Annotated in this window: 12 protein-coding genes; 11 read left to right on the forward strand and 1 reads right to left on the reverse strand. The window is 59.5% G+C overall.

Translation table 11 applies throughout. The features are described from left to right. Positions 1 to 45: 45 nt before the first annotated feature. Positions 46 to 1,503, reverse strand: a complete 1,458-nt coding sequence (gene zwf, locus QQK16_RS08010; RefSeq protein WP_284195926.1) for a glucose-6-phosphate dehydrogenase — start codon at positions 1,501 to 1,503, stop codon at positions 46 to 48. A 384-nt stretch (positions 1,504 to 1,887) separates the two neighbouring features. Between zwf and edd the strand changes: the two genes are divergently transcribed. The 11 genes from edd (at position 1,888) to QQK16_RS08065 (ending at position 15,898) form a co-directional block, all read left to right on the forward strand. Next, positions 1,888 to 3,711: a phosphogluconate dehydratase gene (gene edd, locus QQK16_RS08015; protein WP_284195927.1), complete on the forward strand. Its 1,824-nt coding sequence runs from the start codon at positions 1,888 to 1,890 to the stop codon at positions 3,709 to 3,711. Between the two features lie 3 nt (positions 3,712 to 3,714). Beyond that, a complete protein-coding gene (gene eda / locus QQK16_RS08020; RefSeq protein WP_308447001.1) occupies positions 3,715 to 4,341 on the forward strand; it encodes a bifunctional 4-hydroxy-2-oxoglutarate aldolase/2-dehydro-3-deoxy-phosphogluconate aldolase in 627 nt (208 codons plus the stop codon). A 222-nt stretch (positions 4,342 to 4,563) separates the two neighbouring features. Next, positions 4,564 to 5,862, forward strand: a complete 1,299-nt coding sequence (locus QQK16_RS08025; protein WP_284195929.1) for a maltoporin — start codon at positions 4,564 to 4,566, stop codon at positions 5,860 to 5,862. A 185-nt stretch (positions 5,863 to 6,047) separates the two neighbouring features. Continuing rightward, positions 6,048 to 7,697 (forward strand): alpha-glucosidase family protein, encoded by a 1,650-nt coding sequence (locus QQK16_RS08030; RefSeq protein ID WP_284195930.1) that lies wholly within the window; start codon positions 6,048 to 6,050, stop codon positions 7,695 to 7,697. 53 nt (positions 7,698 to 7,750) lie between these two features. Continuing rightward, positions 7,751 to 8,848: an ABC transporter ATP-binding protein gene (locus tag QQK16_RS08035; RefSeq protein WP_284195931.1), complete on the forward strand. Its 1,098-nt coding sequence runs from the start codon at positions 7,751 to 7,753 to the stop codon at positions 8,846 to 8,848. 62 nt (positions 8,849 to 8,910) lie between these two features. Then, complete coding sequence (malE, locus tag QQK16_RS08040) at positions 8,911 to 10,089, forward strand: maltose/maltodextrin ABC transporter substrate-binding protein MalE (RefSeq protein ID WP_284195932.1); 1,179 nt, start codon at positions 8,911 to 8,913, stop codon at positions 10,087 to 10,089. Positions 10,090 to 10,241: 152 nt separating this feature from the next. Next, complete coding sequence (gene malF / locus QQK16_RS08045) at positions 10,242 to 11,768, forward strand: maltose ABC transporter permease MalF (protein ID WP_284195933.1); 1,527 nt, start codon at positions 10,242 to 10,244, stop codon at positions 11,766 to 11,768. Between the two features lie 12 nt (positions 11,769 to 11,780). After that, positions 11,781 to 12,671, forward strand: a complete 891-nt coding sequence (malG, locus tag QQK16_RS08050) for a maltose ABC transporter permease MalG (RefSeq protein WP_284195934.1) — start codon at positions 11,781 to 11,783, stop codon at positions 12,669 to 12,671. 112 nt (positions 12,672 to 12,783) lie between these two features. Next, complete coding sequence (locus tag QQK16_RS08055; protein WP_284195935.1) at positions 12,784 to 13,221, forward strand: pullulanase-associated domain-containing protein; 438 nt, start codon at positions 12,784 to 12,786, stop codon at positions 13,219 to 13,221. A 74-nt stretch (positions 13,222 to 13,295) separates the two neighbouring features. Continuing rightward, positions 13,296 to 14,981 carry an alpha-amylase family glycosyl hydrolase gene (locus tag QQK16_RS08060; protein ID WP_284195936.1) on the forward strand — a complete coding sequence of 562 codons (1,686 nt, stop codon included), beginning with the start codon at positions 13,296 to 13,298 and terminating at the stop codon, positions 14,979 to 14,981. Between the two features lie 44 nt (positions 14,982 to 15,025). Beyond that, positions 15,026 to 15,898 carry an aldo/keto reductase gene (locus QQK16_RS08065; protein WP_284195937.1) on the forward strand — a complete coding sequence of 291 codons (873 nt, stop codon included), beginning with the start codon at positions 15,026 to 15,028 and terminating at the stop codon, positions 15,896 to 15,898. Positions 15,899 to 15,915 lie beyond the last annotated feature (17 nt).

Raw genomic sequence — 15,915 nt, forward strand, 5'->3', positions numbered from 1 at the left:
GCCGGCTGGGCCCGATGTCCTTGCTACTAGGCTGTGGTTTGTCGCTCAGCCTTCCTCGTGCCAGCAAAAGCCGTCGCGCGACAGCAGGGCGGAGCTGGCGGCTGGGCCCCAGGTGCCGGCGGTATATTGCTTGGGGGCATCATCGCTTTGCTCCCAGCCATCCAATATCGGCTCAACCCAGCGCCACGCTTCATCAAGCTCGTCGCGGCGCATGAACAGGGTCAGGCGGCCCCGTATTACATCGGTCAACAGGCGCTCATAGGCGTCGGGGCGACGGGTCTTGAAGGTCTCGTCAAAGTCCAGGTCCAGGTGCACCTGCTTGAGTTTCATCTGGTCGCCAGGCTGCTTGGCCAGCAGGTACATCTTGACGCTTTCCTCCGGTTGCAGCTGTATCACCAGGCGATTGCTGGTGGTGGAGGCTGGCAGCTGGAAGATGGAGTGCGGTACCTGGCGGAAATTGATGACGATCTCGGCCAGCCGTTCCTGCATGCGCTTGCCGGTACGCAGGTAGAAGGGCACGCCGGCCCAACGCCAGGTATCGATCTCGGCCTTGAGCGCCACAAAGGTCTCGGTCTTGCTTTCGGCGGAAATACCGGGTTCGTCGAGATACCCGACGGCTGGCTTGCCGGCGCTGGCGCCCGCCTTGTATTGACCGCGCACCGATTTCTGGGCGACTTCCTGCGGCCCGAATCGACGCAGGGCGCGCAGTATTTTCAGCTTTTCGTCACGTACGGCGTCGGGGTCGACGCTGGCGGGGGGCTCCATGGCAATAAAGCACAGCAGCTGCAGCAGGTGGTTCTGGATCATGTCGCGCAGGGCGCCGGCCTTGTCGTAGAAGTCGCCGCGACCTTCCACGCCGACCTGCTCGGTGACGGTAATCTGGACGTCACGTACCCACTCACGCCGCCACAGGGGCTCGAAGAAGGTATTGCCAAAACGCAGGGCCAGCAGGTTCTGCACTGCCTCCTTGCCCAGATAATGATCTATCCGGTAGATCTGGCTTTCCTTGAAGAACTTGCCGACCTGTGCATTGATGGCCTGCGATGAAGCGAGGTCATGACCCAGCGGTTTCTCCAGCACAACACGCGCACCACCCTTGTTCAGAGCAACGGAAGCCAGGTTTTCGCATATGCCGGCGAACAGATTGGGGGCGGTGGCGAGATAGAACACCCGTACATGCTCGGGAAACTCATTCAGTCGTTCGGCCAGAACACTGTAAGCAGCCTTGTCGCCTGCATCCAGCTTGAGATAGATAAGGCGGCTGGAAAAACTGGCCCAATCCTTCTCATTGAAATAATCACCAAGGTATTTTCGGGCGGCTTTCTCGGCGGTGCCGAGGTAGGCTGCCTGGTCAGGCTGGCTGCGTCCCAGACAGAGGATGCGGCCCTGCTCGGGCAGGCTGGCATCCTGATGCTGATGGTAGAGCGCAGGCAATAGCTTGCGCATGACCAGATCACCGGTGCCACCGAACAACACCATGTCAAAGGGTTGAATCGTGCTCATCCCTTAATTCCCCAGTTTGTATTGGATGGATAATCCGGCCGAAGCCGATTTTCTGAAACAATACTACTTTCAAACCTGCTTCGCAATGTAGTTTTGTTAGATGTATTAAAGTGTCATTGCGGTGTTGCAATGCAACATTGCAGTGCATGGCGGCGCGTCGTGACGGGGATTTTGAACTACTCAGCACCTTGATGGTGCAGCTTATGTGCAACAGCTTGTCAGCTTAGTGTAAAAATTCAAACCCGCTCCTTGCCTTTTGATTGTAGTAAAACTACCATCTGCAGCAACAAGGGCTTGTTGAGTTGAACATAAAAAGAACAAGTCTTGCATATCAAACCCATAGCGTAGCCAGTGAAGCCCGGACGGGTGACACGGGGAGTTTCGATGAGTCTGCATCCGCGCCTGGTCGAGGTGACCGAGCGAATCCGAGAGAAAAGCCGACCCACGCGGTCCAGTTATCTCGCCCATGTTGCCGCTTGGGCGGCTAAGGAGCCGGTACGCAAGGGGCTCTCCTGCACCAACCTGGCTCATGCCTTTGCGGCTTCGCCTGCGGGCGACAAGATACTGCTGCGTGAGCAACGTCAGCCCAATCTGGCCATTGTGTCGGCATACAACGACATGTTGTCGGCCCACCAGCCACTTGAGCATTACCCAGCCGTCATCAAGGAGGCCGCCCGCCAAGCAGGAGCTACGGCCCAGTTTGCCGGCGGCGTGCCAGCCATGTGCGACGGCGTGACGCAGGGCCAGGCCGGCATGGAGCTCAGCCTGTTCTCGCGCGATATTATTGCCATGAGCACTGCGGTGGCTTTGAGTCACCAGATGTTCGACGGCGTGCTGGCGCTCGGCGTATGCGACAAGATCGTCCCGGGCTTGCTGATCGGTGCTTTGCAGTTCGGCCATCTGCCTACCTTGTTTGTGCCCGCAGGCCCCATGACCTCGGGTATGGAGAACAAGGAAAAAGCACGCATCCGCCAACTGTATGCCGAGGGCAAGATAGACCGGCAAGGCCTGCTGAAGGCAGAAGAGCAGTCTTACCACGGCCCTGGCACCTGTACTTTCTACGGCACTGCCAATTCCAATCAGATGCTGATGGAGATCATGGGTCTGCATCTACCCGGCACGGCTTTTGTCAATCCTGGCACTCCATTGCGTGAAGCATTGACGGCCGAATCGGCCCGTCGGGCGGCAGCGATCACGGCGCTAGGCAGCGAGTACATATCGCTGGCCCAGATCATGGACGAACGGGCTATCGTCAATGGCCTGGTCGGCCTGATGGCGACGGGCGGCTCGACCAACCACGCCATACACCTGATCGCCATTGCCCGTGCTGCCGGTATCCTTATCGACTGGACCGATTTCGACGATATCTCGGCAGTGGTGCCTTTGCTGGCCAAGGTCTACCCCAACGGTGCCGCCGATGTGAATCATTTCCATGCCGCGGGCGGTATGGGCTGCCTGATAGGGCAGTTGCTGGATGCGGGCCTGCTGCACGAGGACGTGCATACCGTCATGGGCCAAGGCTTGCGTCGCTATGCCAAGGAACCCTGGCTGGATGGCGGCAAGCTGGCATGGCGTGATTCACCCCGCCAGAGCCATGACGAGAGCGTGCTGGGCTCGATGGCCAAACCGTTCCAGCATGATGGTGGCTTGCGCCTGCTGGCCGGCAATCTCGGCCGCGCCGTGATCAAGGTGTCTGCCGTACAGCCAGCGCATCGCATCGTCGAGGCGCCTGCCGTGGTTTTTGACTCCCAGGACGATCTGATCGCTGCCTTCAAGCGCGGTGAACTGGAGAAGGATTTTGTTGCGGTCATCCGCTTCCAGGGGCCGCGCGCCAATGGCATGCCAGAACTGCACAAGCTCACGCCCTCGTTGGGCGTGCTGCAGGATCGCGGCTTCAAGGTGGCCATGGTGACCGATGGCCGTATGTCGGGCGCGTCTGGCAAAGTGCCTGCCGCCATCCATGTGACGCCAGAGTGTCTGGCCAATGGTCCGCTGGGCAAGGTCCGCACTGGCGACATGATACGGCTGGACGCCGAATCCGGCGTGCTGGAAGCCTTGGTGGATGCCGATGTCTGGGCGGCGCGCGAGCAGGCAGTGGTGGATCTGTCTGCCAATGAACATGGCTATGGTCGTGAGCTGTTTGCCGTCTTCCGCCATGCCGCCAGCGGTGCGGAGCAGGGCGCTATGAGCTTTATGCTGCCGCAGTAAGGAATGGACAAGATGAATATTCGCGACATAATGCGCGCCTCAAAAGTCATGCCGGTCATTGTGATCGAGCGCATCGAAGATGCCGTGCCCCTGGCGCAAGCCCTGGTGGCGGGCGGTATCCGCGTGCTGGAGGTCACCTTGCGCACACCGGTTGCGCTGGCTGCCGTCCGGGCCATTGCGGCCGCAGTGCCTGATGCCATTGTTGGCGTAGGTACGGTGACCCGGCCTGAGCAGTTTGCCGAGGCCAAGGCTGCAGGCGCCGTATTTGCGGTAACGCCTGGCCTGACTGAAGCGTTGGCGCAAGCCGCCAAGGCCGCAGATATTGCACTGCTGCCTGGTGTCATGACGCCTTCGGAAGTGATTGCCGCCCTGGGCTGGGGTTTTGATGCCATGAAACTGTTCCCCGCTGAGCAAGCGGGCGGCCTGGGCATGCTCAAAGCCATGGCAGGGCCGTTTGCCGATGTGTTGTTCTGCCCGACCGGTGGGGTAACCGTCGAAAGTGCCCCCCGTTTTCTTGCGCTGCCCAATGTGGGTTGCGTAGGCGGTTCTTGGCTGGTTCCCAAGGACAGGATTGCAGCAGGCGACTGGCGCGCTGTCACCCAACTGGCACGCGAAGCCGCCGCTTTGTAAGACCCTAAGCAGTAGCAGTTGTCGAGACGCCCACAAAGAGGGGCGCCAGTTTTACCCGGTAACGGCAGCAATGTCCGGGATCGGTTCAGGCGTAGCAATGCGGCCCATCTCTCCGTCGGGCACGCGGCGCGCGCCCCCCTAATTTCAGGGGTCATGGTGTGTAGCACCAGGCTGGGCGCGCGAGCACCTGGTTTATCCAACCAAACGGAGAGGAGTGATCCGATGAATCGCAAGAGCAAGCTGTTTGCTGCCCTGGTGGCAGCGTTCGCGGCGCAGGCTTCCATGGCTGCCACGGTTGACTACCACGGCTACATCCGTAGCGGCGCCGGTTCCAGCACCGATGGCGGCAAGGAAGTCTGCTATCGCCTGCCGGGCAACACCTTTGGCGTAGGCTACCGCCTTGGCAACGAGTGCGACACCTACGGCGAATTGTCGTTCGATGCCGCCATGGGCGAAGCCAGCGGCATCAACTTCAAGCTGCATACCATGGTGGCTTTCGGTACCCAGCAACTGAACGACTGGGAACAAAGCACCCCGTCGTGGCGCCAGGCCTGGGTTGAGGCCAACAACATCGGCAGCGGCGCGCTCGAAAACGCCACCATCTGGGCGGGTAAGCGCTACTACAAGCGCCATGACGTCCATATGCTGGACTTCTTCTACTGGAACAGCAGTGCCCCTGGCGCTGGTATCGAAGGTATCGATGTCGGCTTCGGCAAGCTGTCCTACGCTTACCTGCGCAATGGCGAAATGGATTGGAGCAACACCGCTCAAGGTGGCTACAACCCGGACGTCCCCAATGGCGGCAGGAAGTCCATCACCAACCATGACTTCCGTATCGAAGGCATAGGCATCAACCCAGGCGGTTCGCTGGAACTGGGTGTGAACCTGATCCGCCGCAACAACCTCGATGGCGTCAGCGGCAAGAACGGTTACGCACTGACCGCCAGCCATAATCAGGGCAATCTGTTTGGCCTCGGCGGCTTCAACAACCTGGTGGTGCAGTACGCCCGTGATGCCGCCAACCTGGATGGCAGCGGCAAGTGGTGGGCTGATAGCAACTACACCTTCCGTGGCTGGCGCGTGTTCAACCACACGGTGTTCGAACCCAAGGGCAGCAACCTCAATGGTTCGCTGTTCGTCGGTTACGAGAAATCGGGTGAGCAACCAGGTCAGAACGGTGATTCCGACAAGATCTGGACCATCGGCGCCCGCCCTGTGTACCACTTCACCGATGCGTACAGCATTGCTGCTGAAGTCGGCCACACCGAAGTCGATCCGGCTGGCAATGGCGCCAAGCGCAAGCTGACCAAGATGACCATTGCACCGCAACTGAGCATGGGCAAGGGCTTCTGGGCTCGTCCGGCTATCCGTGCCTACTACACCTATGCCAAGTGGAATGATGCAGCCAAGGCCGCAGGCAGCGTGGTGTGTACCGGTCGTGACTGCGGCAAGGCCGGTAGCGCCTTTGCCAATGAAACCAGCGGTGGCACCTACGGCGTGCAGTTTGAAACCTGGTGGTAAGCCGACACAAGTTCGGTTGATTCAGACTGTTGTGCGGGGCAAGGCCCGCACAACAGTCTGAACTTGGACAGGCGGGTATGCCCGCCTGTCGACTGCTGCGTATCTGTTCGCTGCGAACCCGGTCGCCTCGACGTCCTGCGTCGAGACGAGCGGCTTTGTCGCGTACCTGCACCCTGGTGAATGGCATGACTAGCAAGAAGAAAACGCAAGACTGGTGGCGTGGTGGCGTCATCTATCAGATCTATCCGCGCAGCTTTGCGGACAGCAACGGTGATGGCGTAGGCGATCTGGCGGGGATTACCGAAAAACTGCCTTATGTCGCTAGCCTGGGCGTGGACGCCATCTGGATATCACCGATATTCAAGTCGCCGATGAAGGATTTTGGCTACGACGTCAGTGACTACTGCGATGTCGATCCCCTGTTTGGGGACCTGGCTGGGTTTGACCGGCTGGTGAGTACGGCCCATCAGTTGGGCTTGAAAGTCATGATAGACCAGGTGCTGAGCCATTGCTCCGACCAGCATGCCTGGTTCAAGGAGAGTCGGCAGAGCCGTGATAATGCCAAGGCCGACTGGTTTGTCTGGGCTGATCCGCAAGCCGATGGTACCCCCCCGAACAACTGGCTGTCGGTGTTCGGCGGCTCTGCTTGGCAGTGGGAGTCACGCCGCAGGCAGTATTTTCTGCACAATTTTCTCAGCAGCCAGCCCGACCTCAATTTCCACCATCCTGAAGTCCAGGCCGCCATGCTGGACAGCATCCGCTTCTGGTTGGAGCGGGGCGTGGATGGCTTTCGCTTTGACGCATGTAACTTTCATTTCCACGACCGCAAGCTGCGCAACAATCCGCCAGCCGAGGTGCGTGACAGCAAGACGGTCAGCGCGGACAACCCCTACGGCCTGCAGGCACACAAGCACGACAAGTCGCAGCCGGAGAACCTGGCCTTCCTGCAACGTGTACGGACCCTGCTGGACGAGTACGGTGCCGCTTCGGTAGGGGAGGTGGGTGATGACCATTCGCTCAAGCTGATGGCCCGCTACACCTCGGGCAGCGACAAGCTGCATATGGCCTACAGCTTCAATCTGCTGACGCCGGATGGCTCGGCCGGCCATATACGCCAGCAGGTGGAGGAACTGGAAGCGCAGCTGGTCAAGACGGGCAAGAAAGAGGGCGGTGCCGGCTGGGGTTGCTGGAGCATAGGCAATCATGATGTGGCCCGGGTGCTGACTCGCTGGGGCAAGGGCGAGACTAGCCCGTCCCTGGCCAAGGTGCTGCTGGCCATGTCGGCCAGCCTCAAAGGCAGCCTCTGCATCTACCAGGGGGAGGAACTGGCGCTGACCGAGGCGGATATCCCATTTGAGCTGTTGCAGGACCCCTACGGCATTACCTTCTGGCCGGAGTTCAAGGGCCGTGACGGTTGCCGCACCCCCATGCCCTGGGAGGCCAAACGCAAGCATGGCGGTTTCTCCTCTGCCAAGCCCTGGTTGCCGGTGCCCAAGGATCATCTGAGCCGGGCGGTAGACGTGCAAGATGGCGATACGGGTTCTACGCTGAATTTCTACCGTGGCTTCCTGGCCTGGCGCAAACAGCAAGCCGTGCTCAAGGCCGGTGATATCGCCTTTATCAAGACCGACGAGCCTATCCTGGCCTTTACTCGTACCTTGGGCAAGCAGACTTGGCTATGTGCTTTCAACCTGGGCAGTACGCCCGTGGCATTCAAGCTGCCCAAATCGTTGCGTACGGCCAAGCCTCTGGCTGGTCATGGCCTTGCAGGTGGCTGCATCAACGGCGATCGGGTAGAGCTGGCTGGCTTTGGCGGGCTGTACGCCACAATTTGAACGAGACCTTCCCGTCGAAAGGGAAGGGGAAACCAACAACGGAGCAGGCATCCATGTCCGACGTCGTATTGCGCGGCATACGCAAATCATTCGGTGATATCGAAACGCTGCATGGCATAGACCTTGATATCAAGGATGGGGAGTTCGTCGTTTTCGTGGGCCCGTCGGGCTGCGGCAAGTCGACTTTGTTGCGCACCATCGCCGGTCTGGAAGACATCACTTCGGGCGATCTCCATATCGGCGGTGAGCGTTGCAACGATACCCCGCCAGCCAAGCGCGGCGTGGCCATGGTGTTTCAGTCCTATGCGCTCTATCCGCATATGACGGTGGCCGAGAACATGGCTTTCGGTCTCAAGCTGGCCGGAGTGAGCAAGGAGGAGATGAAGCAGGCAGTGGATCGTGCTGCCCGGATACTGCAGATCGAACATCTGCTGGAGCGCAAGCCCAAGGCACTGTCGGGCGGCCAGCGCCAACGCGTCGCCATAGGCCGGGCCATCGTACGCAAGCCCAATGTCTTCCTGTTCGACGAGCCGCTCTCGAACCTGGATGCCGCCTTGCGCGTACAGATGCGTATCGAGATCACCAAGCTGCATCGCGAATTGAATACCACCATGGTCTACGTGACGCACGACCAGGTCGAAGCGATGACGCTGGCTGACCGCATCGTGGTGCTCAATGCCGGCAATGTCGAGCAGGTGGGCTCGCCGCTGGAGCTTTACCACCATCCGCGCAATCTCTTTGTGGCGGGCTTCATCGGCTCGCCCAAGATGAACTTTGTCGAAGGCAAGCTGGCCGCCATCGGCGCCAACCAGGCCACGGTGCAACTGGCCGATGGCAGCATGGTGACGGCGGCGGTGGACGCCAGTGCAGGTCAGGTCGGTGGCAAGGTGACCTTGGGCATACGTCCGGAGCATTTCGAATTTTCTGCCAGTGGCAACACCATCAGCGGCCAATTGATCGCGGTGGAGCACTTGGGCGAGGCCACCATCTGCTATCTGCAGGTGCCTGGCGCCAGCGAACACCTGGTGGTGCGTGCTGATGCTGAGCATGAGGCCAAACCGGGCGAAACCCTCAGCGTGCGCTTGCCAGAGACACGCTGCTACCTGTTTAACGAAGCTGGATTGGCTTTCCAGCGGGTAAAGAACTCGTAGAAAACGAGCTTGATGCATTCAGCCGCGTAGCACCACCAAACCACAATACGTATGGAGTGATCATGACCCTGAATAAAACACTCATCGCTGCCCTGGTAGTGTCCTGCTTCGGTGCCGCACAGGCAGCCGAGTCCGGCAAGCTGCTGCTGTGGATCAACGGCGACAAAGGCTACAAAGGCATCCAGCAGATAGGCGATGATTTTGCCAAGAAGGCTGGCGTGCCAGTGGCTGTTGAGCATCCCGAGGATGCACCGGGTAAGTTCCAGCAGGCTGCCGCCGCTGGCAAAGGCCCCGATATCTGGTGCTGGCCGCACGACCGGGCTGGTGAATGGGTGGGCGCTGGCCTCCTAAGCCCTGTTACGCCGTCTAAGAAGATACGGGACGAGATCGACCCGCTGGCCTGGAAGGCCTTCACCATCGGTGGCAAGACATGGGGCTACCCCATCTCCATCGAGGCCGTGGCTCTGGTGTACAACAAGGATCTGGTGCCCACGCCGCCCAAGAGCTTCGAGGAAATTGCCGCACTCGACAAGAAGCTTTCGGCCAAGGGCAAGAAGGCAATTCTGTGGGACTACACCAATACCTACTTCACCTGGCCGCTGCTGGCAGCTGGTGGTGGCTACCCCTTCAAGATGAAGGCCGATGGCACCTATGACGCCACCGATACCGGCGTGAACAACGCCGGCGCTTTGAAGGGCGCCGAGACGCTGAAGAAGCTGATCGATGGTGGCGTGATGCCCAAGGGCGCCGGCTACGCCGAGATGGAAGCAGGCATGGCCAAGGGCAATGTCGCCATGATGATCAACGGCCCCTGGTCGTGGGACAACCTGAAGAACGCCAAGATCAACTTTGGCGTGGCGCCTATCCCCACCGTGGCCGGCAAGAAGGCAGCACCGTTCGTGGGCGTGCTGGGCTGCATGGTCAACCGCGCTTCGCCCAACAAGGAAGTGGCGGTCGATTTCATCGAGAACCATCTGCTGTCGCTCAATGGCCTGAAGACCATCAACGCAGATGTGCCGCTGGGTACCCCTGCCAACAAGAACCTGTTCAAGGAGCTGGCTGGCGACCCCAACATCAAGGCCACCATGGCTTCGGCGCAGGCTGGCAACCCCATGCCCAACAATGCCGAGATGGGCCGCTTCTGGTCGTCCATGGCATCGGCACTGCAGAACATCACCGGTGGCCGTCAGTCGCCCAAGGATGGCCTGGATGCTGCCGCCAAGCGCATCAAGGGCGAGTAAGCAGAACGCCTGGCTCTTCCGCAAGGGAGAGTAGGGTGCAGTCAGGGCGGCATTCAGCATGCCGCCGCCCTGCCGGCCTTCCGCAAGGGAGGCCTTTGCTGAGCGGGCTGTTACCAGCACGTTCAGCAAAGACAAAGGGAGTGACAACAAGCATGGCGCGCAAGCTGGAACACTGGATATTGCTCTTGGCCGCAGGCCTGACCCTGCTGGCGGGGCTGTTCCTCACCTTCAAGATGTACGCTGCAGGGCAACCCCTGCTGGCAACGGTTTGCCTGGCTACCCTGGGCCTGGCCACTTATATCTACAGCACCGGCAGGGCCTATGCCTTCCGTTATCTGTTCCCTGGCTTGCTGGCCGTAGTGGTGTTTGTACTGTTCCCACTGGCCTACACCTTTACCATCGGCTTTACCAATTACAGCTCCAAGAACCTGCTGAGCCCTGAGCGCGCCAAGCAGTACTTCCTCGATGAAACCTATGTGGTGGATGGAGAAAGCTATGCCTTTACCCTGCATAGCGACGGTGCAGCCTACCGCATACGCCTGGAGAATGAGAACGGCGATGTCTTTGTCACCGATGCCCTGGCGCTGAAGCAGGCGACGCCATTGAGCGTGCCGGCGCATAGGCTGGAAGCAGCCGAGGCACCGTTGAGCGAGCCGGCTGATACCAAGACGCTGATCCAGAATCTCAAGGTACTCAAGCTGGTATCGGTCACCTTGCCCAGTGGTTTGGTGGCCAGTGCGTCGGGCCTGCGCGAGTTCGCGCCCGTGCGCAAGCTCTATCAGCCACTGGCCAATGGCGAGCTGAAGAACCAGCAGGACGGCAGCATCATCAAGCCCAATTTCGAGACGGGCTTCTATGAGACAGCAGCGGGCGAGCCGCTACAGCCCGGCTTTAAGGTCGGTATAGGCTGGGCCAATTTCAAACGCATCTTCACCGATAGTTCCTTCAGCGAACCCTTCCTGCGCATTTTTGGCTGGACAGTGGTGTTTGCCGGCCTGACAGTGCTGTTTGCCTTTTCAGTGGGAATTGTACTGGCCGTGCTGATGAGCTGGGAGGCGTTGCGTTTCCGCAAGCTGTACAGCATCTTCTTGTTCCTGCCCTATGCCGTGCCGGCGTTTATCTCCATCCTGGTATTTAAAGGTCTGTTCAGCGAGAACGCGGGGGAGATCAACCTGATCCTGCAGTCCTTGTTCGGCATCAAGCCAAACTGGTTTACCGATCCCTTCCTCGCCAAGGTCATGATCCTGATCGTCAATACCTGGCTGGGCTTTCCCTACATGATGTTGCTGAGCATGGGCCTGATCAAGGCAATTCCGGCCGATCTGTATGAGGCATCGGCGATCGCCGGGGCTGGACCGTTCACTAACTTCTTCAAGATCACGCTGCCCTTGATCGTGAAACCGATCACCCCCTTGCTGATTGCCGCTTTTGCTTTTAATTTCAACAACTTTGTCTTGATTGCACTGCTGACCAATGGCCGCCCGGATTTTCTGGATACGGCTGTACCAGCGGGCACCACCGACTTGCTGGTGTCTTACACCTATCGCATCGCCTTTCAGGACTCCGGCCAGGACTTTGGCCTGGCTGCGGCTATCTCGACCGTGGTGTTCCTGATGGTTGCCTTCCTGTCCATCATCAATCTGCGGCTCACCAAGGTGAACCAGACCGAAACCCGCTGAGGATTACGCATCGTGGCCGTCGTTCTAGATAAATCGCATCGCTGGCGGGTTGTTGCCGCCCACCTGGGGTTGATCTGCTTTATCGCGCTGATCATGTTCCCCTTTCTCATGATCCTGCTGATCAGCCTGCGGCCGGGTAATTTCTCGACCGGCGATCTGATCCCCAGCCAGATCAGCCTGGAGCACTGGAAGCTGGTATTGGGCATTCCCTACCAGGCGGCCGATGGCCGGCTGGTGGAGCCGGAGTTCCCGGTACTGCTATGGCTATGGAACTCCATCAAGGTGGCCGCCTTGTCTGGCCTGATCGGCCTTCTGCTGTCGACCACCTGCGCCTATGCGTTTGCCCGCATGCGCTTTGCCTTCAAGGCCCAGTTGATCAACAGCCTGATGCTGGTGCAGATGTTTCCCACCGTGCTGGCCTTGGTAGCGATCTATGCCATCTTCGACCAGATAGGCGGCTATGTGCCCTGGCTGGGGCTGGATACCCACGGCGGCCTGATTCTGGCCTATACCGGTGGCATTGCCCTGCACATCTGGACCATCAAGGGCTACTTCGACACCATCCCGGTCGAGATAGAGGAAGCTGCCAAGGTCGACGGTGCGACACCATTTCAGGCCTTCCGCTATGTGTTGCTGCCCATGGCGGTTCCCATCCTGATGGTGGTGTTCCTGCTGGCCTTTATCCAGGGGGTCAACGAGTACCCCATCGCCTCGGTGCTGCTCAAGCAGCAGGATCAACTCACCATCGCCGTGGGTATCAAGATGTTCCTGTACGAACAGAAGTACTTCTGGGGTGACTTTGCCGCTGCAGCCATCTTGTCGGGCCTGCCTATCTCCATCGTCTTCCTGCTGGCGCAGCGCTGGATGACGTCGGGACTCACTGCTGGCGGTGTCAAGGGGTAAGCAAGGCCGGCACGCTCAGCGCCCAAGCAGGGCGATGCTACGACTGCTGCGGATGGCCGCAGGGCATGACAACAAATCAGTACCAAACCAAGACCAAGACGGAGTGATGACCATGCTGAACAAACGTAGATTGATCAAGACCTTGCTGGCAACACTGATGCTGGCAGCTATACCTGCCGCTGCCGACAACCCGCCGGAAGGCATGGTGGATATTCATTACCATCGCCCCGATGGCAAGTATGAAAATTGGGGCCTGCATGCCTGGAAGCGCGCACCGGGCGCCAGCGACCAACCCCTGGAGGGCGTGAGCTGGTTCAGCCCCCTGACACCAACCGGCAAGGATGAGTTCGGCGTGTACTGGCGCTTGGCCATCAAGGATTTCGGCAGCACCGGAAAGGTGCATTACATCATCCACAAGGGTGATGTGAAGGAGCAGAAGGGCAAGGACATGAGCTTCGATACCAAGGAGATCAACGATGCCTACGTGGTTTCGGGCAACCCAGCCATCTTCAAGAGCAAGGTCGAGGCGCAAGCTGCCGTAGGCAAGTAAGCCACCCTATCTAGGATGGGCGGGCGCCGGTTGGCCCGCCTTTTTTAGCCCCAGCCCTGCCTGATAAAGCCGCCATGACACGTACCTTGCTTGCCACATCGCTCTCGCTGATCTGCCTGTTTTCCCAGGCCACCGAATCTGTCGCCACCCCCATCGCCGCTGCAGGGGTGTCCAAGAGCAGCTTTGCTACCAATCCCATCGTCTATTTCGCCATTACCGACCGCTTCTACAATGGCAACCCCGCCAATGACCAGAGCTACGGACGCAAGCCCGATGGCGCCAAGGAGATCGGCACTTTCCACGGTGGCGATCTGGCGGGGTTGACGGTCAAGCTCAAGGAAGGCTATTTCAGGAACCTGGGGGTCAATGCGATCTGGATCACGGCGCCCTATGAGCAGATACGGGGTTGGGTACAGGGCGGCAAGGAAGAGTTCAAGCACTACGCCTACCACGGCTACTTTGCCCTGGATTACACAGTGCTCGACAAGAACATGGGCACGCCCGATGAGTTGCGGGAGTTTGTTGATACGGCTCATGCCCAGGGCATCAGGGTGCTGTTCGATATTGTGATGAACCACCCAGGCTATCTGGATATCGAGACGGCCCACCAATTGAATATCCCTGTGCTGTGGAAGGGGGGCTATGAGCAATACACGCTTAAGGACTATCACGGCTGGATAGACTACAACGCCGACCGCAAGCAATGGGCCGAATGGTGGGGCGGCGACTGGGTGCGTGCCGGCCTCAACGGCTATACCGCCGCGGGTAGCAGCGATCTGACCATGCAACTGGCTTACCTGCCGGACTTCAAGACCGAACAGGCCAAGGCGGTAGGGTTGCCGGCTTTCCTGAAAAAGAAGGCAGATACCCGCGCGGTAGCTTTACCCAACGCGACGGTGCGCGATTACCTGGTGACCTGGTTGACCAACTGGGTGCGCGATTATGGTGTGGACGGCTTTCGGGTTGATACGGCCAAGCATGTGGAAATGGCATCCTGGCAGGCGTTGAAGCAGGCAGGGAATGCGGCCCTGGCCGAATGGAAGGCCAAGAACCCGCAGAAGAAGATAGACGATGCACCATTCTGGATGGTGGGTGAGGTATTTCCGCACGCTGTTGAGCGCACGGCCTACTTCGACAACGGTTTTGACAGCCTGATCAATTTCGACTTGCAGGATCGCAAGCTGGACGACCCGCTGGAACTGGACCGGCTGTATGGCGACTACGCCCGCAAGCTAGCAGCCGGCAGCAGCGAGGGAAAGGCCTTCGATGTCCTGTCCTATCTGTCGTCGCACGATACCCGCTTGTACAAGCGTGATCAGCTGATTACCGCAGGCACTGCCCTGTTGCTGGCACCCGGTGGCGTGCAGATATTCTATGGGGATGAAACGGCCCGACCAGATGGTCCTGCCAGCTCTGGCGACCCACAGCAATCCACCCGTTCCAGTATGAACTGGGCGTCGCCCAATACGACTGTATTGGCCCATTGGCAGAAGCTGGGCCAGTTCCGCGCTCGCCACCCGGCGCTGGCACGCGGTGTGCATCGCAAACTGGGCGATGAGCCCTATGCCTTCAGCCGTATCCATGGCGATGACAGGGTCGTCGCAGCACCATTTGCCAAGGGTGAAGTCAGCATACCGGTAGCGCATGTCTACAAGGATGGCCAGATAGTCCGCGATGCCTACAGCGGTACTAGCGCCAAGGTGGAGGGCGGCATGGTGAAGCTGCTCGCACAGGGCTCGGTGCTGCTGGAAGCACAATAAGGTGGGGCAACACACCGCAATATGATCAACGAGGACAGAACATCGTGAGCACAGCAAACTCCCGACTCATACTGGGTGTCTGGCGCATCGCCGATTGGCAGATGCACCCCAGCCAGGTGGCCGATCTGGTGGAGGGCTGCCTGGATATGGGCATGAATACCTTCGATTTGGCCGATATCTATGCGGGCTACCGTTGCGAGGCCTTGTTCGGTGAAGCCTTGGCCAGCCGGCCTGCGCTCAAGTCGCGCATCAAGCTGATCTCCAAGTGCGGCATCGCGCTGGTAACCCCAAACCGACCGCAGCACCGAGTCAAGCACTACAACACCAGCAGCGCGCATATCGTGGCGTCGGCAGAGAATTCGCTGGCACAGATGGGGGTGGAGCAGCTAGAGATGCTGTTGATCCACAGGCCTGACCCCTTAATGGATGCCGACGAGATCGCCGAGGCGTTCTTTCAGCTCAAGCAGGCAGGCAAGGTCGCGCAATTTGGTGTCTCCAACTTCCTGCCGCACCAGCTTGAGCTGCTGCAAAGTCGCCTGGATGAACCGCTGGCCGCCAACCAGGTGGAAGTTTCGCTGCTGCATACCGATACCCTGTTCGACGGTACGCTGGACCAATGCCAGCGCCTGCGTATCAAGCCGCAAGCTTGGTCACCATTAGGGGGGGGCAAACTGTCGGCCGAGCCGGCAGAGACACCCTTGGGTCAGGTGCTGGCGCGGCTGGGGGCGGAACTGGGCGTCAGCCGTGAGCAACTCGCCATTGCCTGGCTGCTGCGCCATCCGGCCGGCATACAGCCTGTGCTGGGCAGCGGCAAGCTGGATCGCTTGCAACAGTTGGTGGCTGCGCAGGAGATTATGCTGGACAGGCAGCAGTGGTTTGAACTGCTCGAGGCTGCCATGGGCCGCCCCATGCCTTGATGGCGATCGCTCAAGCC

Source organism: Chitinimonas prasina, from assembly GCF_030160395.1.
In the GTDB taxonomy this organism is placed as follows: Bacteria; Pseudomonadota; Gammaproteobacteria; order Burkholderiales; family Chitinimonadaceae; genus Chitinimonas; species Chitinimonas prasina.

Bases quoted from the DNA above. Each gene is read 5' to 3' on its own strand.
- malE (WP_284195932.1), top strand. From the start codon at position 8,911: ATGACCCTGAATAAAACACTCATCGCTGCCCTGGTAGTGTCCTGCTTC.
- QQK16_RS08055 (WP_284195935.1), top strand. From the start codon at position 12,784: ATGCTGAACAAACGTAGATTGATCAAGACCTTGCTGGCAACACTGATG.
- QQK16_RS08035 (WP_284195931.1), top strand. From the start codon at position 7,751: ATGTCCGACGTCGTATTGCGCGGCATACGCAAATCATTCGGTGATATC.
- malF (WP_284195933.1), top strand. From the start codon at position 10,242: ATGGCGCGCAAGCTGGAACACTGGATATTGCTCTTGGCCGCAGGCCTG.
- eda (WP_308447001.1), top strand. From the start codon at position 3,715: ATGGACAAGATGAATATTCGCGACATAATGCGCGCCTCAAAAGTCATG.
- QQK16_RS08060 (WP_284195936.1), top strand. From the start codon at position 13,296: ATGACACGTACCTTGCTTGCCACATCGCTCTCGCTGATCTGCCTGTTT.
- zwf (WP_284195926.1), bottom strand. From the start codon at position 1,503: ATGAGCACGATTCAACCCTTTGACATGGTGTTGTTCGGTGGCACCGGT.
- QQK16_RS08030 (WP_284195930.1), top strand. From the start codon at position 6,048: ATGACTAGCAAGAAGAAAACGCAAGACTGGTGGCGTGGTGGCGTCATC.
- QQK16_RS08025 (WP_284195929.1), top strand. From the start codon at position 4,564: ATGAATCGCAAGAGCAAGCTGTTTGCTGCCCTGGTGGCAGCGTTCGCG.
- edd (WP_284195927.1), top strand. From the start codon at position 1,888: ATGAGTCTGCATCCGCGCCTGGTCGAGGTGACCGAGCGAATCCGAGAG.